Here is a 22821-nt window from a genome sequence, read left to right as displayed (position 1 = left end):
ATATCCCCAACTAAACATCATCATGGTATTCGCCAACCTGATCCCGCCTGTATTTCTTATCGATTGGCGAGTTAATTTATTCAATTCGCCGCTGCTTTACAATCCAGCGCGCCCTTACAACGCAGCCATTGCGGCCGCTTCTTCAACATCCACGGAAACCAGTCTCGACACGCCGGGCTCATGCATAGTAACCCCCATCAAGTGATCCGCCATTTCCATGGCGATCTTGTTGTGGGTAATGTAGATGAACTGCACCTGACCCGACATTTCTTTCACCATTCGAGCATAGCGCCCCACGTTGGCGTCGTCCAATGGCGCGTCCACTTCGTCCAACATACAGAACGGCGCGGGGTTGAGCTGGAAGATGGAGAAGATCAGCGCAATGGCGGTAAGCGCTTTCTCTCCACCCGACAACAAATGAATGGTACTGTTTTTCTTGCCCGGAGGCCGCGCCATAATGGCGACGCCGGTTTCCAGCAAGTCTTCCCCGGTTAACTCCAGATAGGCGCTACCGCCGCCAAAGACACGGGGAAACAAATTCTGCAGACCTTCGTTGACCTGATCGAAGGTTTCCTTGAACTTGTTGCGGGTTTCGCGATCGATTTTGCGAATTGCGTTCTCCAAGGTCTCCAATGCTTCCTGCAAGTCCTCATGCTGACCATCGAGATAGACTTTACGTTCGGACTGGGCTTCATATTCCTCAATCGCCGCCAGATTGATCGCGCCGAGACGCTCCACTTTACCGACGATTTGCTCAATGTCCCGTTGCAACTGTCCTTCGTCCGCATCTTCCGCCAGCAGTCCGATCACATTCTCGAGGTCGTACTGATCCTCCGCCATCTGGTCCCGCAAGGCGTTTTTACGAATATCCGTTTCCCGATGCTGCATGCGTAAAGATTCAATCCGGCTGCGCATGTTCTGGATCACCATTTCATTACGCTGCCGAGACGACTCATCGCCCTGCATCAACTGCTCCAAATCCGCGAGGCGGTTACGTTCGCGGGTCAGGATGTCCTCTTGTTGCATGCGCAACTCAAGATAACCTTCGAGACGCTCCTGCAACGCATCATTTGGATCTTGCAGAGTCTGCAGGCTTTCCTCCACCCACTGCATACGTTCACGGTTGCGCCGCAAGTTGGCGTCGCTTTTTTCCAGCGCCTGCCGTATCGACTCTCTCCGCGTGCTGAGCGCGCTGGCGCGTAACTGCATCTGGTGCGCATGCTCCCGATCCATACGCGCCTGAGTGCGCAAACCATCCAGCTTCTGCCGGACGTCATCGCGGCGATTGAGCAACTGCTCCTTCTTTTCCACGCTGCCTTCCAGGTCCATCAAGGCGGCGTTCCACACGCCCTTGCTTTCCTGCAGCCCCATCTGTTCTTCGTCGATCTGGAACTGTATCTCCGCAATCTCTGCGGCGATGGACTCCACCCTGCGCTGGACCTGCTCGCGTCGCGCTTCTTTAGCGCTCAAATCGGATTTGGTCTGCAACAATTGCTTGTTGATCTCAACCGATTCCTTTTGCAGCGTTTCCCTTTCTTCATCAAAACGACTCAGGGCCGCGTCAATGGTTTCCTTATCCTGAGACAACGACGCCAACTGCGCCGCCACCTCTTCCATTTCCTGCTCGATTTCCGCCAACCGACGATTGCGCGCGAGCAGGCCGTCGCCAGTCTGTTTCGCCGGCGGGGCCATGATCCAGTCCCGGCCGACCTGCATGCCGTCTGGCGTCAAAAAGAAAGCGCCATCAGACAGCTCAGAACGACGGTCAATCGCCGCAGCAAAACTGTCGGCGGAACGAACGCCGTCCAGCCACGCCGCCACCGCACTGTTAACGGAGCTGGCGCTGGCGAACCGCAATGCCTCGCTGGCGACCTCGTCCTCACACACCAGCGCCACACCTTTGGGCGGGGCATCTTGCAGGCGAGTCAGAAATTCACGACTGACCACGCGCGCGGACAAGCGAGCGCCCAGCACCGCTTCAAGCGCCGGCTCCCACTGCACCGCAACGCTCAATCTCTCTCCCAGCGTCGGCGCGTGATCAATCTCATGCAGCGCCAGCCACTCCAGCGCCTCCTGTCGGGAAGCCTGGCTATCGTGCTTTTGCAATGCCAACAGCGACGCCTGTTCGCCCTTCAGGGTTTGTTCACGGGTACGAGCGTCATTGATTCTGGCGTTGAGCGATTCTTTACGTTCCTGCTCTCCCTGCTCACGCACCCTCATTTCCTGATGAGACAGCGCCTGTTGATCCGCATGCATTTCCAGCTCCAGCATGCGTTCGCGCAAAATCTCCAAATCTTCATCATCATGAGCGCCGCCGATGAGGCTTTGCTCATCCGCCAGCTTACGCTTGCGCTCCATCAACTGCTGAACCAGTTTCTCCGCCTGCTGAATACGGGACTGCTCCACTTCCGCCGTTTTCTGCAGGTGCGCGGAGCTACGGGAAAAGTCATCCCACTCCTGTTGCCACAATTGCATGGCGTCTTCAGCCTGGGCCAACAATTCCGTGGACTCTTCTGATTTGGCCAGATGCTCTTCCAGCTCCGGCTCAATCATCATCAACTCTTCTTCCAGCTCCTGAAGATGTTGCTGCTCGCGCTCCAACTCTTCATTCAGTTCGCGATTGGTTTCCTGCAACTGCTGCATTTCCGCCTGCAATTGCTGCTCGCGCTCTTTCGCGTTGCGAATCTGCTGTTCCAGTTTGGCGATCTCAGCGCCGCTGCCGTAATAATCCGCCTGCGCCCGATTCACCGCTTCATTGGCGTCCGCCCGTTTCTCACGAAAACCTTCCAGACGGCTGTCGAGAGAGGTGCGTTCGTACAGCAGGCGCTCCAGCTCAACCTCTTGGCCGCGCAATTCTTCCTGCACGCTGGCGGCGCCTTTATCCAGCGTTCGCCATTTCAGAGCATTTAACAGCGCACGCTTGTCGCGTTCTTCCGCCTTCAACTCTTTGTAGCGCTCCGCCGCCTTGGCCTGGCGATGCAGATGCTGCAGCTGTCGATCCAGTTCTTCCCGAATATCAGAAAGCCGCTCCAGATTTTCCCGCGTCCGCTTCATCCGGGACTCAGTTTCCTTGCGTCGCTCCTTATACTTGGAGATCCCCGCCGCCTCTTCGATGAAAACCCGCAACTCTTCCGGCTTGGATTCAATCAGACGGGAGATCATGCCCTGTTCGATAATGGCGTAACTACGCGGCCCCAGACCGGTGCCTAGAAACAGATCCGTAATGTCTTTACGACGACATTTGTTGCCATTGAGGAAATAGAGTGACTGAGCGTCACGGGTGACTTTGCGCTTGACGGAAATTTCGTTGTAGCTGGAGAACTCGCCCTGCAACACACCGCCGGCGTTATCGAAGATCAGCTCGATGGAAGCCTGTCCCACCGGTTTTCGGGTGTTAGAGCCATTGAAAATGACGTCCGTCATGGACTCGCCGCGCAGGTGCTTGGCGGAACTCTCCCCCATCACCCAGCGCACGGCGTCAATAATATTAGATTTGCCGCATCCATTAGGTCCCACCACCGCAGCCATATTGCTGGGGAAATGCACGGTTGTCGGGTCTACGAACGACTTGAAACCGGCAAGCTTGATGGATTTTAGTCTCATGATGCGGAGGCTGCAGGAGCTGTCACAGGGTTTGTCCAGATATGGAGCGGGAGTTTAACGGATTAAACCCGGGCGGACCAGCGCGAAACGCAGCGCTCCCGCGGCTCTAGGCTAAGCGCTTGTATCCGCTGATGTTGTGATGTGACAAGGGCCCAGCAGCAATGATGGGACAGAACGTCGCAAAAATTATTGATTGAAAATCAGCCAACATGTCACTAAATTAATCTTTAGTCGAACAGGAGTTGTACGCAATGGAAATCAGCAAACGTAGTAACGACCAGCAATCGAACAAACATCACCGCTCAGACCGCTTCTTCGCTGTGGAAGGCAAGTGGTACTACCGCACGCGGGAAAAAATCCATCTGGGGCCTTATGAGGCGCTGGAGGAAGCGGAAGACGGCCTGATCGCCTATCTTCGCTATCTGCATGTAGCGGAACGCAGGGAGTAGTTCGCCCAGGTATCGGGGGTCAGGAAGATTCCTGCAGGATACTGATCACCAGATTCTTTTGATGCTCCGCAAAGCTCTCGATAACCAGCTTCACGCCAGCGAAGTCCCGCTGCTGCACGGCTTGTAATAAACCGTTGTAGAAGTTCATTGATTGGTAAAGCTCCCCTTTCTTGCGCCTGATCGCCAAATGGTAAGTGCGACTGATCGCCGGGCGCAGATTTTCCAGAATTTCCTCAAGATAGGGATTGCTCACCAGCGTCAGGCAGTAACTCATCACCGAAAAACCACTGTCGATGACCGATTCGAATGACGCCTCCTCATTCATCACTGCCCGGTTGATTTGCTGCACCTGGTTCATCACCGGGGCCAAATCGCTCTCCCGCCAGCTCTCCGCCACTTTACGGGCCAGCATCACCAGCAATGACGCATACACGTCATACAAACTTTCCACCTGATTGACGGTGAGGTCCGACACCACTGCGCCACGACGCGGATAGATTTCGATTAAATGACGACGCTCCAGAATCAACAATGCTTCGCGCACTGAGCCGCGACTGACTTCCAGGTCGCCAGCCACCTTAAGCTCCTGAATACGCTCATTGGCCCGCAACTCTCCAGTAATGATCAATCGACCTAAATGTTGCGCAATTTGTTCGGCCAAGCTTTCCGGCGCCTGAAACTTCATATCGGTGTGTTCCTAAAAACTCAGTTTAAGCAAAGAGTTGCGGTAAGAGACACGATTCTAGCATACCCCCGCCCAATGAAAATGGAGGAGTAAAAGTAAAAACTCCTTGATCAAATTGTTTGATTGTCTAACAATAAAACAAAAATCACTCCTCAAATAACAAGAAAAGGAGCCTCCTATGCCTGGACCTATTCGTCCACAACTTATGCTGCAAATAAAGAAGTGGGGGTATCTGATTTTCATGACCCCCCTGGGTCTCCCTATTCTGAGCTGGGCGCTGACTTCCCATTTCGGCCTGGGTGACGCAAGCGCCTGGATGACGATATTGTTCGTATTCGGCATTGTTCCGGTTTTGGACGCACTTATTGGCAAAGACGCCAGCAACCCGGATGAACAACTTCACACGCCCCATTTGGAAAAAAGTCTGTACTACCCCCTGCTGACCTTATCCTGCGTCCCCGCCTATCTATTCCTGATCATTTGGGGCGCGCACATTTTCAGTAGCGATCTCTATCACTGGGCGGGAAAGATTGGATGGCTGCTTTCCATAGGCGTCGTCGGCGGACTGGCTATTACGGTCGCTCATGAGCTGATCCACAAAAACTCCGTCCTGGAGCAAACAGCAGGCGGCTTACTACTCGCTATGGTGGGTTATGGCGGGTTTAAGGTGGAGCACATTCGGGGACACCATGTAAATGTCGCCACTCCGGCGGACGCCTCGTCATCCCGTTACAACCAGTCCCTCTATCATTTCCTGCCTCGCGCCATTTTCTCCAATGTCAAAAATGCATGGGTGCTGGAGCAACGGCGGCTGGCCAGGAAGGGACTGTCGTCACACTCCCCTTACAACGAGTTGATCTGGTGGTATGGCGTCAGCGCAGCCTTGTTGGCGGGTTTTACTTTAGCTTGGGGACTGATGGGCGCACTGTTCTTTGTTGGCCAGGGAGTAGTCGCCATTTTGTTGTTGGAAACCGTCAATTATCTAGAGCACTATGGTCTGCATCGGCGCGCCAAAGACGATGGGGGCTATGAACGCGTCACCCATCAGCACTCATGGAACTCCAACTACCTGCTCACCAACCTGATGCTGTTTCAGCTGCAGCGGCACTCAGATCATCACGCCAACGCCAAACGCCGCTATCAAGCGCTGCGGCATTACGACGAATCTCCGCAACTACCGGCCGGCTACGCCACTATGGTGTTGCTGGCGCTGGCTCCGCCACTCTGGCGTAAGGTTATGAACCCCAAAGTGAACCATTACTATCAGCAGGACACAAGCGCAGCGGAGAATCCTCAATAAACTTAAGGAGTTTCACGCTCTTGCGGCCGACAACAATTTGACGCCTGTTGCCGGTCGCCCCCTTCTAAGCGCCGAATCCCCGTCACACCGGCAAGTTCCTGCCTAGGTTCAATTGACTACATATTGCTGTTTTTCAAAGAATTAAAATCCGCTGGCATTGAAATGGCAGAGTTAGCCTTGCAAGCGCCGTTTTCGCCGCTGACGGCGGATATCTCAAGGCATAAGCAATACGCATGTAGTATCTATCGACGGGAGCATTCCATGTCCAACCTGACCACAGAACGAATGAGCGCTGATAACAAGGTTGTTGCCCTCGCCACTTCCAATGACTCGCTGACTCTGCGGCTGGAGCACGTCGCCGGGACAATGCTGCGCAAGCTGCAAACGACGCTTGAAGTTGAAGAGTTACTGCAGATTTTCGTGGGTGAAGCCAGCGCGCTGGTCGCCATAGACGGCTACTCCCACGTTTATAACAATCGTACTTGCGGAGCGCGTAAACGGGGAACGCCGCATCAATTGAATTATCGCCTCACGCTGGCGGAAGAAGCCTTGGGAGAAATCACTTTCTATCGGGGCGACCGCTTTACAGACAGCGATATCCATATCATCGAAACACTGCTTGGCAGCCTGGTGTACCCTCTGCGCAACGGTTTGCGCTACCAGGAAGCCATGAACGCCGCGTTGTCCGACTCCCTGACCGGCGTCGCCAACAAACGGGCTTTTGACTATCAGTTACATAGAGAAGTGTCTCTGGCGACCCGTTACAAATACAAGCTGTCGATGCTGTTTTTCGATATCGACTACTTCAAGAAGGTCAACGACACCTATGGGCACGCCGCTGGCGATGCATTGCTGCAACAGTTGGCCAAAGTGGTTCAGGATAATTGCCGTGATTCGGATCTGTGCTTCCGTTTCGGCGGCGAAGAGTTCGCCATGTTGCTGGCCAAAACGGAATCAGAGGGCGCCTACGCCATTGCAGAGCGTCTTCGTGAGGCCGTTGCAAACACCACATTTCAACATGAAGGCCATGATATCTCCTTCACGATCAGTATTGGCGTAGCGACCTACGATGGCGTTGAGAATCGGAATGACTTTCTGGAGCGTGCGGATCAGGCCCTGTACGACGCCAAGCATGCGGGTCGCAACAGGACCAAAATTGCGCCCCAGGATCAAGAAGAGACGCTGACCCAGGCGGCGAACTGAGTTCGCCGCCATTCAACCCTTACTGAGGTTTACGTCTGCCAGGGCCTGGTTTACGACCCGTTGTTTGACGTGAGGGCGCCGATCTGCGCTCGTCCGAAGCGGCGGCCGGTTTGCGCGCAGGGGCGCGTCCAGTACGGCCATTGGAGGGTTTAGGCTTGGAAGCGCCGCTCTTGCCCTGCTGGCGCTGCAATTTTTCCTTTGTATGCGGCGTCAGAGACGCAATCGTCTTCGGCTGCATTCCCGCCATTTCATACAGTACATTGACGTCTTTTTGTCCCGCCATCTCCCAATTGCCCAAGCGAACACGGCTGGGCAGGAACATGTACCCATAGCGCACTCGCTTCAAGCGACTGACGGTAACGCCTTGAGACTCCCAAAGGCGACGCACTTCGCGGTTGCGCCCTTCCTGCAATACGACATGGAACCAACGGTTGCTGCCGCTACCGCCGGCCTCCTTGATATCCGAAAATTTGGCGAGGCCATCTTCCAGCAGCACGCCGTCCTGCAGTCGGGTCACCATTTCTTCAGTCACTTCACCATGCACGCGCACCGCGTACTCACGGTCTATTTGCGAAGAGGGGTGCATCAATCTGTTGGCGAGTTCGCCGTCTGTCGTGAAGATCAACAAACCCGTGGTATTGATGTCCAGACGTCCTACCGCCACCCAGCGTCCACTTTTCAGTTTAGGCAAACGCGCAAACACCGTAGGGCGACCTTCCGGGTCCTTGCGGCTGGTGACCTCACCTTCCGGCTTGTTGTATACCAGCACCATGGTTTCCTCAGCGTCCACCATGGAGATCTTGTGGCCATCGACCGAGATCTTGTCCTCAGCGGTGACGCGATCGCCCAAATGCGCGACTTTGCCGTTGACGCGAACGCGACCGCCGCTGATCCACTCTTCAGCCTCTCTACGGGAGGCAAGCCCTTGCCGGGCGATCACTTTCTGAAGTTTCTCGCCCTGCGCCTTTTCACCGGAAGGTTCTATCATCTATTTCGCCTTAACTGTAATCACCAACACCCTCATCAATGCAATGTGGCGTCGGAGGATGGCGGATCGGCTTCCATCGTTTCGGAAGCGTCCGCCGCATTTGCTTGCAGATCCAGTTCCAGAGCCCGGCCGATTTCCTCCAAGCTTCTGACCTCCGCCAAGGGCGGCAACTGATCCAATGTCTTTAAATTAAAATAGTCGAGAAATTGGCGCGTGGTGGCGAATAGCGCCGGCCGGCCCGGCACGTCCTTATGACCAACGACGCGCACCCATTCTCTTTCCTGCAGCGTTTTCATGATCTGGCTGCTGACCGCCACGCCGCGAATATCTTCGATGTCGCCTCGCGTAATGGGCTGTCGATAGGCGATGATCGCCAACGTTTCCAGCATAGCGCGGGAGTATCGCTGTGGACGCTCTTCCGTCAGGCGCCCCACCCAGGGCGCGAACTCATCGCGCACCTGGAATCGATAACCGCTGGCCACTTCCACCAGGTTGACCGCACGCTTGGCATAAGCCGCCGTCAATTCTTTAAGCGCAGCCTTAACCTCATCCCGTTGCGGCGGCGTAAAGTCCTCGACGAACATCGTCATCAACTGATCCACCGTCAGGGGTCTATCACTGGCGAACAGCATCGCCTCGATCAACTGCGTCAGATTAACCGCCATCGTCACCTTCGCTCGTTTCCACCTCAGGTTCGTTCTCGATTTCACCCCGGGCGCGCACATGAATTTCGCCAAACATTTCGGTTTGGACCAATTCCAACAAAGACTCTTTTACCAGCTCCAGCACCGCCAGAAACGTCACCACCACACCTAATTTTCCCTCATCAAAGGGAAACAGATCCGTAAACAGGGTGAAGTGATCCGCCGACACTCTTTCCAGCACCTGGGTCATACGCTCCCGGGTGGAAAGCCTTTCTTTTTCAATCTGGTGATGCTCAAACAGCTCCGAGCGTTTCAGCACTTCCTGCAGCGCCAATAAAACTTCCGTCAACGACACATCCGGGTGCTTTTTTTCCCGCTGCAGTGTGGGTATTTCCGGATTCGCCGTATAGAAATCGCGATCCATGCGCGGCAATTCATCGATACGTTCCGCCGCTGTTTTGAAACGCTCGTATTCTTGCAAGCGTCGAATCAATTCCGCGCGTGGGTCTTCCTCTTCCTCATCATCGTCCTTGCGCCGCGGCAACAGGAAGCGGGATTTTATTTCCGCCAACATCGCCGCCATCACCAAATACTCCGCCGCCAACTCGAAGCGCATATCCTCCATCACCCGAATGTAATCCATGTACTGACGGGTGACGTCCGACACGTTGATATCAAGGATATCCATATTCTGCCGACGGATCAGATACAGCAACAAATCCAGCGGGCCTTCAAACGACTCCAGGAAAACTTCCAGCGCGTCCGGTGGAATATATAGATCCGAAGGCAGCTCGGTAAACGGACTGCCCCCCACCATCGCCAAAGGCAGTTCCTGCTGAACCGGAAGCTGCTCTGTCTGGCTGTCCGAGGGGGCGTCGGCGTTTTGCATTATCAGTCGTACGCCAGACCTATGGCGCTGCGAACTTCTTCCAAGGTCGCCTTAGCGGCGTCTCTCGCGTGATCGCAGCCTTCTGCGATGATGCTGCGCACCAGTCCAGGGTCTTCTTCGTAGCGCTTGGCGCGCTCACGCATTGGGCGTTGTTCTTCTATGATGGCGTCGGCCACCGGCTTTTTACACTCAATACAGCCGATACCGGCGGAGCGACACCCTTGCTGCGCCCAGGACTTAGTGGCTTCGTCAGAATATACTTGATGCAGCTGCCACACCGGGCATTTATCTGGATCACCGGGGTCCGTGCGACGCACCCTCTGTGGGTCCGTCTGCATGGTGCGAACTTTTTCCGAAATGCTGTCTGCGTCTTCACGCAAACCAATCGTATTGCCGTAGGACTTGGACATTTTTTGACCATCCAAGCCAGGCATTTTCGCTTCGGGCGTCAGCAGTGGCTGAGGTTCGGGCAGAATAACTTTGCCCCCGCCTTCAAGGAATCCGTATAAACGCTCTCTGTCGCCAAGTGATATATTTTGCTGATCACGCAGCAGCGCCCGTGCTGTCTCCAGCGCCTCGCCATCGCCCTGCTCCAGATAGCGCTTGCGCAGGCTCTCGTACAGTTTGGCTGTCTTCTTGCCCATTCTTTTGATCGCCGCTTCAGCCTGCTCTTCAAAGCCCGGCTCACGACCATAAAGATGGTTGAAACGCCGCGCCACCTCGCGCGTCATCTCTATATGCGATACCTGATCCGCTCCTACCGGCACCCAGCCCGCGCGATACACCAGAATATCCGCGCTTTGCAGCAACGGATACCCCAGGAATCCATAGGTGGCCAGGTCTCTTTCTTTGAGTTTTTCCTGCTGATCTTTAAAAGTCGGCACTCTTTCCAGCCAACCTAAAGGCGTGATCATGGAGAGAAGAAGATGCAGTTCCGCGTGCTCCGGCACACGTGACTGTACAAACATGGTGGCGGAGCCCGGATTAATGCCCGCGGCCAGCCAGTCTATCACCATTTCCCACACAGACTGTTCAATGTCGTAAGGGGTTTCGTAGTGAGTGGTCAGAGCATGCCAATCGGCGACGAAGAAGAAACATTCGTACTCATGCTGTAACTGTACCCAGTTTTTCAGCACTCCATGGTAATGACCCAGATGGAGTTTTCCCGTCGGTCGCATTCCCGACAACACACGACGCTGCGAATCCACAGAGGCCAAGTTATTTCCCCAAGTTTTTATTAAAGCACCAGTTATGACGGCGTCAGAAATTACGCCAAAAATGAGTCTAATTGCGTGGGATTATAGCGTTAAAAGGGCGGGAGTGAAATTTGGGAGTGGAATGCCGGCCTTTATACCGACTGGGTTGAAGGCGATAACCATCTGCGAAAAATAGAAAAGCCGCCATATGGCGGCTTTTCAGACAGGCGGAAAACTTATTTCCAGCCAGTCACTTCAGCCAGCGCCTTGCCGATATCGGCCAGACTTCTAACTGTTTTAACGCCAGCCTGCTCCAGCGCTGCAAACTTTTCAGCCGCAGTGCCTTTGCCGCCCGCGATGATCGCGCCGGCGTGGCCCATGCGCTTACCAGCAGGCGCTGTTACGCCGGCAATGTAAGAAACAACAGGCTTGGTGACGTTGTTCTTGATGTACTCCGCCGCTTCTTCTTCCGCAGTGCCGCCGATTTCACCGATCATGACGATCGCTTCAGTCTGGGCGTCCTTCTGGAACATTTCCAGAATGTCGATGAAGTTGGAGCCAGGAATCGGGTCGCCGCCGATGCCCACGCAAGTGGACTGGCCGAAACCGAAGTCAGTGGTCTGCTTAACGGCTTCATAAGTCAGGGTGCCGGAACGGGAAACGATACCGACTTTACCTGGCTTGTGAATGTGACCAGGCATGATGCCGATCTTGCATTCGCCAGGAGTGATAACGCCTGGGCAGTTAGGTCCGATCAGACGCACGCCCAGCTCGTCGCACTTCACTTTCGCATCCAGCATGTCCAGAGTAGGAATGCCTTCAGTGATGCACACGATCAGTTTGATGCCTGCGTTAGCCGCTTCCAGGATGGAGTCTTTACAGAAAGGCGCAGGAACGTAGATAACAGACGCTTCCGCGCCAGTTTGTTCTACAGCTTCTTTAACTGTGTTGAACACAGGCAGACCCAGGTGAGTCTGACCACCTTTACCAGGAGTCACGCCGCCAACCATTTTGGTGCCGTACGCAATTGCCTGTTCAGAATGGAATGTGCCCTGGGAGCCAGTGAAACCCTGGCAGATGACCTTGGTATTTTTATCGATCAAAATACTCATTATTTACCCTCCGCTGCTTTAACCACGGCTTCAGCAGCATGAGTCAGACTTTCCGCTGCGATAATGTTCAACCCGCTGTCGGCAAGTTTCTTAGCGCCCAGCTCGGCGTTGTTGCCTTCCAGACGTACGACCACAGGAATCTTGACGCCAACTTCTTCTACAGCGCCGATGATGCCGTCAGCAATCAGGTCGCAACGAACGATGCCGCCGAAAATGTTGACCAGAACCGCTTTTACGTTGTCGTCGGAGAGAATGATTTTGAACGCTTCAGTCACGCGCTCTTTAGTCGCGCCGCCGCCTACGTCCAGGAAGTTAGCGGGCGCGCCGCCGTGCAGCTTAACGATGTCCATGGTGCCCATGGCCAGGCCTGCGCCGTTAACCATACAGCCGATGTTGCCTTCCAGCGCAACGTAGTTCAGTTCCCACTTGGCTGCATGAGCTTCGCGAGGATCTTCCTGCGAAGGATCGTGCATGTCGCGAATGCGCGGCTGACGGTACAGAGCGTTGCCGTCTACAACCACTTTCGCGTCCAGACAGTGCAGGTTGCCGTCTTTAGTGATAACCAGCGGGTTCACTTCCAGCAGCGCCAGATCCAGATCTTGGAACAGTTTCGCCAGGCCCAGGAAAATTTTAGTGAACTGCTTAACCTGATCGCTGTTCAGACCCAATGCGAACGCCAGTTCACGCGCTTGATAAGGCTGTGCGCCGACCAGCGGGTCGATAACTGCTTTCAGGATTTTTTCAGGAGTCTCTTCAGCGACTTTCTCGATTTCAACGCCGCCTTCGGTAGACGCCATAAACACGATGCGACGCGTGCCGCGATCCATTACCGCGCCCAAGTACAGTTCCTGATCGATGTCCGTGCAGGACTCAACCAGAATCTTGTTAACAGGCTGACCTTTCTCGTCGGTCTGATAGGTTACCAGGTTATGACCAAGCCACTTCTCAGCAAATGCCTTAATCTCTTCCTTGGAAGATACTAACTTAACGCCACCCGCTTTACCGCGGCCGCCTGCGTGAACCTGCGCTTTAACCACCCACTGGCTTCCGCCAATGGAGTCAGCGGCAGACATGGCCTCTTGTGCGGACTCACAGGCAAAGCCCTTGGAGACGGGCAGACCATAGTCCGCAAAGAGTTGCTTAGCTTGATACTCATGAAGATTCATAACGTTTTCCGCTTTTTAGTCAGCTTTCGACTTATTTACCACCGTGCAAACGAGCACAACGTTTCACGTTCTCGCGAGCAGGCTTCCAGCATGAGACTCAAACTTCTCAGCCTGCGCGCAAAACTGCGCCATGTCCGCTTAGGTGACCTCTCTAACACACTCTTTAAATCGAGAGCCCAGTTTTGGCGCCCTGTCTCTTCAACGGCGGCTGGCCAGACGCTTTGACGTCTCACCTACGCCGCATTCGCCGAAGGGGCGGTCGCGCTCCTTCCCGACGCTCTCAAAACAAAAGGAGGGGCAATCCCCTCCTTATTCAGCCTTAGCGCTTCTTGCGCTGGGCAATGTGGATGGCTTTGCCTTCCACCGCCAGAGCCGCTTCGTGCACCGCTTCGGAAAGCGTTGGGTGCGCGAATACAGTCATGGCCAAGTCCTCGGAGCTGGAGCCGAACTCCATCGCAATCACGCCCTGAGCGATCATTTCTGACGCCTGAGGACCTACGATATGCACGCCAAGAATACGGTCAGTGTCCTTATGAGCAAGAATCTTCACCATGCCCATGGTCGCGTTGGCGGCCATAGCGCGACCGCTTGCAGCGAATGGGAATGTGCCGACCTTGTACTCTTCGCCTTCCGCCTTCAACTGCTCTTCTGTCTTACCAACCCAGGCGATTTCCGGATGAGTGTAGATAACCCATGGAATGCAGTCATAGTTGACGTGGCCTTTGTGACCAGCGATACGCTCCGCCACAACGATGCCTTCTTCCGACGCCTTGTGCGCCAGCATAGGGCCACGCACAACATCGCCGATAGCCCATACGCCCGGCATATTGGTCTTGCACTGATCATCAACAAAGATGAAGCCGCGCTCGTCCAGGTTTACGCCAGAATCAGCGGCCAACAGATTGTCGGTGTTCGGCGCGCGGCCGACGGCGACAATCAACTTGTCCACTTTCAGTTCGTGGTCGCCTTTGGTGTCGCTGTAAGACACTTTCACTACGCCACGCTTCACTTCAGAGCCAGTCACCCGGGCGCGCAGACGAATGTCCAGGCCCTGTTTGGTGAACTGCTTGAGCGCTTCTTTAGCCAGTTGCTGATCCACTGCGCCCAGGAAAGTATCCTGCGCTTCCAGAACTACAACTTCAGAACCAAGACGCGCCCAAACGCTACCCAGCTCCAAACCAATAACGCCAGCGCCGATCACGCCAAGACGCTTGGGAACTTCGCTGAATTCCAGCGCGCCGGTAGAGTCGACAACATGCTCGTTAAGCGGAGTAGGAGGAATTTCGACTGGACGGGAGCCCGTTGCGATGATGACGTTTTCTGCGTCATATACGGTAACGTTGCCCGCGTTGTCAGTGACTTCCACTTGCTTGTTGGCCAGCAGTTTACCTGCGCCATGGATGGAAGTGACGCCATTCGCCTTGAACAGAGAAGCGATGCCCTGAGTCAGGTTCTTGACGATGTTGTTCTTGCGACCCTGCATTTTGGCTACGTCGACAGTTACGTCTTGCGCCATGATGCCGTGGGTTTCAAAGTCGTGTTTGGCTTCTTCAAATTTGTGTGAAGACTCCAGCAGCGCTTTGGAAGGGATACATCCCACGTTCAGACAGGTGCCGCCAAATACTGGCTTGCCTGCTTCGTTGCTCCATTTTTCCACGCACGCCGTTTTCAATCCGAGCTGCGCCGCGCGTATCGCAGCGACATATCCACCGGGACCCGCACCGATTACGATTACGTCGAATTTATCTGCCATATTACTTTCCAATTCTTAGTTATAGGTACATAAAAGGTTTCCCGACAATGCCCCTCCGCAACCGCGCGGAGGGAGCATGACGCGCCGGAAAACTCGGCGGCGAATGCGCTGGATCAGATATCCAGCAGAATCCGCGCAGGATCTTCCAGCAGATCCTTGATAGTCACCAAAAACTGTACCGCTTCCTTACCGTCGATCATGCGGTGGTCGTATGACAGCGCCAGGTACATCATCGGCAGAATCACCACTTGGCCATTTACAGCCATCGGACGCTCCTGGATTTTGTGCATACCCATAATAGCGGTTTGCGGCGGGTTCAGGATCGGCGTGGACATCAATGAACCGAAAACCCCGCCATTGGAAATGGTGAACGTTCCGCCAGTCATGTCTTCGATTGACAGCTTGCCGTCGCGCGCTTTCTTACCGAAGTCGCCGATGGTGGATTCAATTTCCGCCAAGCCCATTTGATCTGCATCGCGCAGGATAGGCACAACCAGACCGCGCTCGGTGGATACCGCTACGCCAACGTCCTGATAACCGTGGTAAACGATGTCGTTACCATCGATAGAAGCGTTCACAGCGGGAAAACGCTTCAACGCTTCACAGGCCGCTTTAACGAAGAAGGACATGAAGCCCAGCTTCACGCCGTTATGACGCTTCTCGAACAGATCTTTGTATTGCTTACGCAGATCCATGATCGGCTTCATGTTGACTTCGTTGAAGGTAGTCAGCATTGCAGAGTTATGCTGAGCATCCAGCAGACGACGCGCGATGCTGGCGCGCAGACGAGTCATCGGCACGCGTTTCTCTGGACGCGCTCCAGCTGGAGATTCAATAGCAGGCATAGCCGGCGCCGCTGCAGGTTGAGCGGAGGACTTCACTTCAGCAGTAACGCTGGTAGTGTTGGAAGACAAGTGGTTCATCACGTCTTCCTTGGTCACTCTACCGCCTTTACCTGTGCCCTGAATGTCGGAAGGATTCAGATTGTTCTCTTCCGCCATTTTGCGCGCGGATGGGCTCAGAATCGCTTCCTGACCCGCCTTGGCTTCAGTCGCCGCCTGTGGCTTTTCTTCCGCAGCGGCAGGCACCGCCGTTCCAGCCGCGCCTTCTTTAAATACTGCAATAACTTCTTCGCTAAGCACCGTCTCGCCTTCGCCTTTGAGAACTTTCTCAATGACGCCGGCTGCGGGCGCTACAACCTCGAGCACCACTTTATCCGTCTCGATATCGACCAGTAGCTCGTCCCTAGCCACGGATTCCCCAGGTTTTTTATGCCAAGTCGCCACTACGCCGTCCGCGACGGACTCTGGGAAAGTAGGAGCTTTAATTTCGATCGCCATCTTTTATCCTTTGTACTAACTAAGCGCCTGTTTAAATAGTAAAGGCATCGTTAACTAATTTAGCTTGCTCTTCCGCATGGACATGGCCATAGCCCGCAGCAGGAGCGGCGGAGCCCGGACGTCCAGCGTACTCGAGATAGAGTTTCGGGTGCGTCTTCGCGAGGACGTTACGCATATGGTGCTGACTGCAGTACCAGGCGCCCTGGTTCATTGGCTCTTCCTGACACCAGACGATATTGGTCAACTTCTTGTACGCAGACAAAACTTCTTCCAGATCGTCTTCGGGGAACGGGTACAACTGCTCTATGCGGATAATCGCCACGTCCTGTATGTTTTCATTACGACGCTTATCCAACAAGTCGTAATACACCTTACCGCTACACATAATGACCCGACGAACCTGCTTCGGATCGATATGGTCGTCGATCTCGCCAAGGACGGTGTGGAAGTGACCTTCGGCAAGCTCCTCAACCGTAGAGACCGCGTCTTTATGGCGCAGCAGACTCTTCGGACTCATCGCCACCAGAGGCTTACGCAGCGGACGCTTAACCTGACGACGCAGCATATGGAATACCTGCGCAGGCGTGGTCGGCACGCAGACCTGGATATTGTGCTCAGCGCACAACTGCAGATAACGCTCCAGACGCGCTGAAGAGTGCTCTGGTCCCTGCCCTTCATAGCCGTGCGGCAGCAACATGGTCAGACCGCATAAACGGCCCCACTTGTGCTCGCCACTGGTGATGAACTGGTCGATAACAACCTGGGCGCCGTTAGCGAAGTCGCCGAACTGAGCTTCCCAAATCACCAGGGTTTTCGGGTTAGTCGTGGCGTAGCCATATTCGAACGCCAACACCGCCTCTTCAGAGAGGTAGGAGTCGTAGATGTCGAACACGGACTGTCCTTCCGCCAAATGCTGCAACGGAATATGCAATCCGCCGTCCTTCTGATTATGAAGAACCGCATGCCTATGGGAGAAAGTGCCGCGACCAACATCCTGACCGGTCAGACGTATGCTATGACCTTCATGCAACAAGGTTGCATACGCCATAACCTCTGCATAACCCCAGTTCACCGGCATAGCGCTTTGAGTCATTTTCTTGCGGTCTTCCAAGATTTTGGAGACCTGACGCTGAGGCACGAATCCGTCAGGCAGCACATCCATTTTCCGGCCGAGCTTCTGCAGCGTTTTAAGATTGATGCCAGTCTTGCACTTGGCTGTCCATTTGTGGCCCAGGTAGGGAGACCAGTCAACAAACAACTCTTTATTAGGCTCTTTCACCAAGCTTTTAACGACGTGATCGCCTTTATCCAGCAGATCGCGATATTCGTTTTCCAGGCGAGCGGATTCTTCTTCGGTGATGACGCCTTCGTTAATCAACCGCTGAGCGTAAATCTGGCGGGTGGTTGGCAGGCTTTTGATGCATTGATACATCAACGGCTGAGTCGCAGAAGGCTCATCCGCTTCGTTGTGACCACGGCGGCGGTAACACAACAGGTCGATTACCACATCTTTCTTAAAGGTGTTGCGGTAATCCATCGCCACCTGTGTAACGAACAGAACCGCTTCCGGGTCATCGCCGTTAACGTGGAAAATGGGCGCTTGAACCATTTTCGCAACGTCGGTGCAATACTCGGTGGAGCGCGCGTCTTCACGGCGATGAGTAGTGAAACCAACCTGGTTATTAATGATGATGTGGACAGTGCCGCCAACGCCGTAACCACGGGTCTGGCTCATCTGGAACGTTTCCATGACAACGCCCTGACCTGCGAACGCAGCGTCACCATGCATGATCACAGGCACAACCGCATCACCGGCAGTATCGTCACGACGATCCTGGCGCGCTCTTACAGAGCCTTCCACTACCGGAGAAACGATTTCCAGGTGCGAAGGGTTGAACGCCAACGCCAAGTGAACTTCGCCACCTGGGGTCAGAACGTTGGAAGAGAAGCCCTGGTGATACTTCACATCGCCGGAACCTTCATCCGACAGACGCTTGCCTTCAAACTCGTCAAACAACGCCTTGGGGTTTTTACCCAGTGTGTTGACCAGCACGTTCAAACGACCACGGTGCGCCATACCGATAACGATTTCTTTGGCGCCGTAGCTTCCCGCTCTCTGAATCAATTCATCCAGCAAGGGAATCAAGCTCTCGCCGCCTTCAAGGCCAAAGCGCTTGGTGCCTGGATAACGTGAAGATAAGTATTTTTCGAGACCTTCCGCCGCGCTCAATCTTTCTAACAGGTGATAGCGACGCTCTTTCTCATATACAGGATGCGAGCGCACTGATTCAAGACGCTGCTGAACCCAGCGCTTTTCTTCAGTGTTAACGATATGCATGTACTCGGCGCCGACGGTATCGCAGTAGGTAAACTCTAAACCGCGAATGATCTCGCCGAAGGTCATGGTCTCTACGCCGAAGCACAATGAACCAGTCTGGAATACAGTATCCAGGTCCGCTCGGGTCAAGCCGTGATATTCCAACTCCAAGTCCGCGACATGCTCGCGCACCATCAGGTTGAGGGGATCCAGTTTGGCTTTCTGATGTCCACGAAAACGGTAGGTGTTAATCAGCTGCAGCACCTTGACCTGTTTACGTTCATGCTCAGTGCTGACCAATGATGTTGGACTGGCTTCGACAGCCGCTGCGCGTCTGCGCGACAGTTTCAGGAACTGCTCTTTAATGACGGAGTGAGGAATATCCTGACTGGGCAGCCCTTCCTCTTTTGGCAGTTTGTCGAAATACTCACGCCAGGCCTGGGGTATGCCGTTAGGATCGGTGAGATAGGTCTCATAGAGTTGCTCAACATAGGCAAAGTTCCCACCTGCCAAATGGGAAGTCCGCCACAGCTGCTCCATCGTGCTTTCGTGCATATAGCTCGCCTTGGTTGCATCAGGGAACTATCTGCTTAAGGCCACTGATTACGGCTCGTTCCAGCGTCGCAAAGGCGTGCCAAACCACAGATAGCGCAGAGGACATCTGCATAACCCCGTAGGTTTACAACAGTAAACCACCCCGTCCTTAAAATAGAGGGAGTGGATTTCCTACCAGTTCAGTTTGTTTATGTCGCGCGCATGTTCTGCAACACGCGCGCGCTATTAGCTTCTTAGTATAGACAGCTAATTCAGCAACGACCGTAACAGTGTAATTTTTTAAATTATAGTTTTAAGTAGCACGCTGTAAGAGCATATTGCGTATGTGGCCAATGGCTCTGGTTGGATTCAGGCCTTTCGGGCAAACGCTTACACAATTCATGATTCCCCGGCAGCGGAATACGCTGAACGGGTCGTCGAGATTCGCCAATCTTTCTTCGGTAGAAGTGTCGCGACTGTCAACCAGGAATCTGTATGCCTGCAACAAGCCAGCGGGACCAACGAACTTATCTGGGTTCCACCAGAACGACGGGCATGAAGTAGAACAGCACGCACAAAGAATACATTCATACAGGCCGTCCAGCTTTTCACGCTCTTCGGGTGACTGCAATCGCTCAATCGCCGGAGGCGGATTGTCATTCACCACGAATGGCTTAATTTTCTCGTACTGCTTGTAGAAAATCGCCATATCCACAACCAGATCGCGAATAACCGGCAACCCTGGCAACGGACGCAAAATCAGCTTGTTGTTTTTCACCACCTGAGAAAGAGGAGTGATGCACGCCAAGCCATTTTTGCCGTTCATGTTCATGCCGTCGGAGCCGCACACGCCCTCACGGCATGAACGACGATACGCCAGGGTCGGATCTTTCTCTTTCATCAGTCCCAGCACGTCCAGAACCATAAGGTCCTTGCCCGCAGGGACTTCCAGCTCCACATCCTGCATGAAGGGAGCTTCGTCAACTTCCGGATTATAACGATAGATGCTTACCAACATAACTCTGTCTCCCCAACGACACTAGTAACTACGAGCTTTTGGAGGAAATGGCTCCACAATTTTAGGCGCGAAGTTTACTTCCCGCTTGCTTACCCGCTTGTCCACAGGGAAGTAAAGAGAGTGCTTCAGCCAATTGTCGTCGTCCCGTTCAGTGTAGTCGTTACGGGCGTGCGCTCCGCGGCTTTCCTTTCTTTCTTCAGCCGCAACAGCCGTCGCATAAGCGACCTCGTACAGGTTATCCAGCTCTAAAGCTTCGATACGAGCGGTATTGAACGCCATGCTCTTGTCTTCAAGAACCGTGTTCTTCACACGTCCGCCCAATTCTTCCAGCAGCTTCAGACCTTTCTGCATGCTTTCGCCATCGCGGAACACACCGAAATATAGCTGCATAGTGTTCTGCAGGTCTTTACGTACTTCCGCCACTTTTTCAGAGCCGGAGCCGCTGTTCAGTCTGTCCAGACGCGCCATAGTTGCGTCGATATCGGATTCAGATGCGTCATCCACGCCGTAACCGTCTCTCAGCATCTTCTCGATGTGAAGTCCTGCTGCGCGACCAAATACAACCAAATCCAACAGCGAGTTGCCGCCCAGACGGTTTGCGCCGTGTACGGATACGCATGCAGCTTCGCCACAGGCGAACAAGCCATCGATAACTTTGTCGTTACCGTTTGCGTCCTGAGTCAGCGCCTGACCGCCGATGTTGGTCGGAATACCGCCCATCATATAGTGACAGGTTGGAACAACCGGAATAGGTTCTTTTGCAGGATCTACGTGCGCGAATGTCTTCGACAACTCCACGATGCCAGGCAAACGCAGGTGTAACGTCTCTTCACCCAGATGATCCAGCTTCAGCAATACGTGGTCTTTGTTGGGACCGCAACCGCGACCTTCAAGGATTTCCATAATCATGGAGCGGGCGACGACGTCACGACCAGCCAGGTCTTTCGCGTTAGGCGCATAACGTTCCATGAAACGCTCGCCTTCGCCATTGATCAAATAACCGCCTTCACCACGACAACCTTCCGTCACCAGTACGCCAGCTTCGGCGATACCAGTTGGGTGGAACTGCCACATTTCCATGTCCTGCGCCGGGAAGCCAGCGCGAAGAGCCATACCGACGCCGTCGCCAGTATTGATCAATGCGTTAGTGGTGGATGCGTAGATACGGCCTGCACCGCCAGTAGCCAGAACTGTCGCCTTGGCTTTGACGTAAACAGTTTCACCAGTTTCGATGCAGATAGCCGTTACGCCAACTACCGCGCCAGACTGGTTTTTAACTAGATCGACCGCATACCATTCATTTAAAAAGGTAGTGCCGCCGCGCAGGTTGCCCTGATAAAGAGTGTGCAGCAGCGCATGACCAGTACGGTCCGCCGCCGCGCAGGTGCGAGCAGCCTGGCCGCCCTTACCGAAATCTTTGGACTGACCGCCAAAAGGACGCTGATAGATGCGCCCTGTCTCCGTACGGGAGAAAGGCAGTCCCATGTGTTCCAGTTCAAATACTGCTTGAGGACCTACCGAACACATATATTCGATTGCATCCTGATCGCCGATATAGTCCGACCCCTTTACGGTGTCGTACATGTGCCAGCGCCAATCGTCGTTCGGGTCCGAACTGGCGATGGCGCAGGTGATCCCGCCCTGAGCGGAAACAGTGTGAGAACGGGTTGGGAATACTTTGGTGATACAAGCGGTTTTCACGCCGGACTGCGTCAACTGCAGCGCCGCGCGCATCCCGGCGCCGCCGCCGCCGATTACGATGGCATCGTAAGAAAGAGTTCTAAGTTTAGACATGGATTACAGCCCCCACAAAATTTGCACGCCCCAGATGAAGTAAACGAACATGATGGTTCCGCACGCGGCTTGCGCAACGAAACGGACCACGCCGTTTTTCATGTAGTCGGTGGTAATCGTCCACAAACCGATCCACGCGTGCGCACCAAGCGCCACCAGCGCAGCCAGGGAGAAAATTCTCATCCAAGTCTTGGCGAACAGTGCGCTCCATACTTCATAGGTCAGATCCGGCGTAAACACCAGGACGCCAACCATAAATGCGGTATAAAGAGCCAACACAACAGCGGAGACCCGCTGCACCATCCAATCATATGCGCCGCTACGGCCTAAATTGGTGACGCTGGTTACCATATCCAAACTCCCGCCAACAGAATGAGCACAACAGAAACGGCTATCACAACCTTCGCTGCGATCTGCCCGCCCTTCAGGGTTTCACCGAAACCAGCATCCATAATGAGGTGCTTGATGCCAGCGACGAAGTGATAGAACAATGCGGCGAGAATGCCCCAAAGAATTAATTTTGCAAGAAAACTGTCCATGACTGACTGAAGGGAAGCAAAACTTTCCTTGCTCGCCAGAGATGCGTCGAGCCCCCACAACAGGAACGCTATTGCAATGAAGATAATTACACCTGATATCCGATGCAGAATAGATGTAATTGCGGGTAGAGGAAAATGGAATTTCGTCAGATCTAGATTAACAGGTCTTTTGCTATTCACAGCTTCACACTCGATTATAGCCATACAGGCGGATTATTTAAGAATGGACCTATTTGGCGGCGGGAATCCTTATGAGGCCTCCGCTTACGGGTTGCAGATTATAGTTTCCCA

General features: G+C 54.1%; 18 protein-coding genes. 3 read left to right on the top strand and 15 right to left on the bottom strand.

Annotation, left to right across the window (positions count from 1 at the left end; translation table 11 throughout):
• Nucleotides 1-114: 114 nt before the first annotated feature.
• Nucleotides 115-3603, bottom strand: a complete 3489-nt coding sequence (gene smc, locus ACQYWX_RS09080) for a chromosome segregation protein SMC (protein ID WP_431688552.1) — start codon at nt 3601-3603, stop codon at nt 115-117.
• A 251-nt stretch (nt 3604-3854) separates the two neighbouring features.
• Here smc and ACQYWX_RS09075 point away from each other — a divergent pair, with 251 nt between their 5' ends.
• Complete coding sequence (locus ACQYWX_RS09075; RefSeq protein ID WP_127969476.1) at nt 3855-4052, top strand: DUF6316 family protein; 198 nt, start codon at nt 3855-3857, stop codon at nt 4050-4052.
• 19 nt (nt 4053-4071) lie between these two features.
• Here the strand turns inward: ACQYWX_RS09075 and ACQYWX_RS09070 are convergent, their stop codons facing one another.
• Nucleotides 4072-4737 carry a GntR family transcriptional regulator gene (locus ACQYWX_RS09070; protein ID WP_011398496.1) on the bottom strand — a complete coding sequence of 222 codons (666 nt, stop codon included), beginning with the start codon at nt 4735-4737 and terminating at the stop codon, nt 4072-4074.
• 178 nt (nt 4738-4915) lie between these two features.
• On the opposite strand from ACQYWX_RS09070, the gene ACQYWX_RS09065 reads away from it, so the two are divergent.
• Both ACQYWX_RS09065 and ACQYWX_RS09060 read left to right on the top strand, forming a co-directional pair.
• A complete protein-coding gene (locus tag ACQYWX_RS09065; RefSeq protein ID WP_431688551.1) occupies nt 4916-6037 on the top strand; it encodes an alkane 1-monooxygenase in 1122 nt (373 codons plus the stop codon).
• 162 nt (nt 6038-6199) lie between these two features.
• On the top strand, nt 6200-7240 hold the full coding sequence (locus ACQYWX_RS09060; protein WP_431688550.1) for a diguanylate cyclase: 1041 nt from the start codon (nt 6200-6202) through the stop codon (nt 7238-7240).
• 19 nt (nt 7241-7259) lie between these two features.
• On the opposite strand, the gene rluB is transcribed toward ACQYWX_RS09060, so the two are convergent.
• The 13 genes from rluB to sdhC all read right to left on the bottom strand — a co-directional run bounded on the left by rluB (nt 7260) and on the right by sdhC (nt 22710).
• Nucleotides 7260-8228: a 23S rRNA pseudouridine(2605) synthase RluB gene (gene rluB / locus ACQYWX_RS09055; RefSeq protein ID WP_431688549.1), complete on the bottom strand. Its 969-nt coding sequence runs from the start codon at nt 8226-8228 to the stop codon at nt 7260-7262.
• A 35-nt stretch (nt 8229-8263) separates the two neighbouring features.
• The gene (scpB, locus tag ACQYWX_RS09050) at nt 8264-8893 is read right to left on the bottom strand and encodes an SMC-Scp complex subunit ScpB (protein ID WP_279502389.1); all 630 of its coding nucleotides are present in this window, start codon (nt 8891-8893) and stop codon (nt 8264-8266) included.
• A complete protein-coding gene (locus ACQYWX_RS09045) occupies nt 8883-9761 on the bottom strand; it encodes a segregation and condensation protein A (protein ID WP_431688548.1) in 879 nt (292 codons plus the stop codon). Before ACQYWX_RS09045 ends, scpB begins: the two co-directional genes overlap by 11 nt.
• Before the next feature lie 2 nt (nt 9762-9763).
• On the bottom strand, nt 9764-10939 hold the full coding sequence (locus ACQYWX_RS09040; protein ID WP_431689505.1) for a tryptophan--tRNA ligase: 1176 nt from the start codon (nt 10937-10939) through the stop codon (nt 9764-9766).
• 254 nt (nt 10940-11193) lie between these two features.
• Entirely contained in the window at nt 11194-12069 is an 876-nt protein-coding gene (sucD, locus tag ACQYWX_RS09035; RefSeq protein ID WP_216737754.1) for a succinate--CoA ligase subunit alpha, read from the bottom strand.
• Complete coding sequence (gene sucC, locus ACQYWX_RS09030) at nt 12069-13235, bottom strand: ADP-forming succinate--CoA ligase subunit beta (RefSeq protein ID WP_127969468.1); 1167 nt, start codon at nt 13233-13235, stop codon at nt 12069-12071. Before sucC ends, sucD begins: the two co-directional genes overlap by 1 nt.
• Nucleotides 13236-13554: 319 nt before the next feature.
• Nucleotides 13555-14988 carry a dihydrolipoyl dehydrogenase gene (gene lpdA / locus ACQYWX_RS09025; protein ID WP_127969467.1) on the bottom strand — a complete coding sequence of 478 codons (1434 nt, stop codon included), beginning with the start codon at nt 14986-14988 and terminating at the stop codon, nt 13555-13557.
• Nucleotides 14989-15101: 113 nt separating this feature from the next.
• A complete protein-coding gene (gene odhB, locus ACQYWX_RS09020; protein ID WP_431688547.1) occupies nt 15102-16328 on the bottom strand; it encodes a 2-oxoglutarate dehydrogenase complex dihydrolipoyllysine-residue succinyltransferase in 1227 nt (408 codons plus the stop codon).
• Nucleotides 16329-16359: 31 nt separating this feature from the next.
• The gene (locus ACQYWX_RS09015) at nt 16360-19200 is read right to left on the bottom strand and encodes a 2-oxoglutarate dehydrogenase E1 component (protein ID WP_216737756.1); all 2841 of its coding nucleotides are present in this window, start codon (nt 19198-19200) and stop codon (nt 16360-16362) included.
• Between the two features lie 292 nt (nt 19201-19492).
• Complete coding sequence (locus ACQYWX_RS09010) at nt 19493-20197, bottom strand: succinate dehydrogenase iron-sulfur subunit (protein ID WP_431688546.1); 705 nt, start codon at nt 20195-20197, stop codon at nt 19493-19495.
• 21 nt (nt 20198-20218) lie between these two features.
• Nucleotides 20219-21991, bottom strand: coding sequence for a succinate dehydrogenase flavoprotein subunit (sdhA, locus tag ACQYWX_RS09005; RefSeq protein WP_216737758.1), 1773 nt, complete (start codon nt 21989-21991; stop codon nt 20219-20221).
• Between the two features lie 3 nt (nt 21992-21994).
• The gene (gene sdhD / locus ACQYWX_RS09000; protein ID WP_216737759.1) at nt 21995-22342 is read right to left on the bottom strand and encodes a succinate dehydrogenase, hydrophobic membrane anchor protein; all 348 of its coding nucleotides are present in this window, start codon (nt 22340-22342) and stop codon (nt 21995-21997) included.
• Entirely contained in the window at nt 22336-22710 is a 375-nt protein-coding gene (sdhC, locus tag ACQYWX_RS08995) for a succinate dehydrogenase, cytochrome b556 subunit (RefSeq protein WP_216737760.1), read from the bottom strand. Before sdhC ends, sdhD begins: the two co-directional genes overlap by 7 nt.
• Nucleotides 22711-22821 lie beyond the last annotated feature (111 nt).

Source organism: Hahella sp. NBU794 (genome assembly GCF_050749805.1).
Taxonomy (GTDB): domain Bacteria; phylum Pseudomonadota; class Gammaproteobacteria; order Pseudomonadales; family Oleiphilaceae; genus Hahella.
Note: the sequence above shows the minus strand (reverse complement) of the source record. Positions and strands in the feature narration are given on the sequence as shown.

Excerpts from the sequence above, each read along its gene's own strand:
- smc (WP_431688552.1), bottom strand. The coding sequence starts at position 3,603 with ATGAGACTAAAATCCATCAAGCTTGCCGGTTTCAAGTCGTTCGTAGAC.
- ACQYWX_RS09075 (WP_127969476.1), top strand. The coding sequence starts at position 3,855 with ATGGAAATCAGCAAACGTAGTAACGACCAGCAATCGAACAAACATCAC.
- ACQYWX_RS09070 (WP_011398496.1), bottom strand. The coding sequence starts at position 4,737 with ATGAAGTTTCAGGCGCCGGAAAGCTTGGCCGAACAAATTGCGCAACAT.
- ACQYWX_RS09065 (WP_431688551.1), top strand. The coding sequence starts at position 4,916 with ATGCCTGGACCTATTCGTCCACAACTTATGCTGCAAATAAAGAAGTGG.
- ACQYWX_RS09060 (WP_431688550.1), top strand. The coding sequence starts at position 6,200 with ATGGCAGAGTTAGCCTTGCAAGCGCCGTTTTCGCCGCTGACGGCGGAT.
- rluB (WP_431688549.1), bottom strand. The coding sequence starts at position 8,228 with ATGATAGAACCTTCCGGTGAAAAGGCGCAGGGCGAGAAACTTCAGAAA.
- scpB (WP_279502389.1), bottom strand. The coding sequence starts at position 8,893 with ATGGCGGTTAATCTGACGCAGTTGATCGAGGCGATGCTGTTCGCCAGT.
- ACQYWX_RS09045 (WP_431688548.1), bottom strand. The coding sequence starts at position 9,761 with ATGCAAAACGCCGACGCCCCCTCGGACAGCCAGACAGAGCAGCTTCCG.
- ACQYWX_RS09040 (WP_431689505.1), bottom strand. The coding sequence starts at position 10,939 with ATGCGACCGACGGGAAAACTCCATCTGGGTCATTACCATGGAGTGCTG.
- sucD (WP_216737754.1), bottom strand. The coding sequence starts at position 12,069 with ATGAGTATTTTGATCGATAAAAATACCAAGGTCATCTGCCAGGGTTTC.
- sucC (WP_127969468.1), bottom strand. The coding sequence starts at position 13,235 with ATGAATCTTCATGAGTATCAAGCTAAGCAACTCTTTGCGGACTATGGT.
- lpdA (WP_127969467.1), bottom strand. The coding sequence starts at position 14,988 with ATGGCAGATAAATTCGACGTAATCGTAATCGGTGCGGGTCCCGGTGGA.
- odhB (WP_431688547.1), bottom strand. The coding sequence starts at position 16,328 with ATGGCGATCGAAATTAAAGCTCCTACTTTCCCAGAGTCCGTCGCGGAC.
- ACQYWX_RS09015 (WP_216737756.1), bottom strand. The coding sequence starts at position 19,200 with ATGCACGAAAGCACGATGGAGCAGCTGTGGCGGACTTCCCATTTGGCA.
- ACQYWX_RS09010 (WP_431688546.1), bottom strand. The coding sequence starts at position 20,197 with ATGTTGGTAAGCATCTATCGTTATAATCCGGAAGTTGACGAAGCTCCC.
- sdhA (WP_216737758.1), bottom strand. The coding sequence starts at position 21,991 with ATGTCTAAACTTAGAACTCTTTCTTACGATGCCATCGTAATCGGCGGC.
- sdhD (WP_216737759.1), bottom strand. The coding sequence starts at position 22,342 with ATGGTAACCAGCGTCACCAATTTAGGCCGTAGCGGCGCATATGATTGG.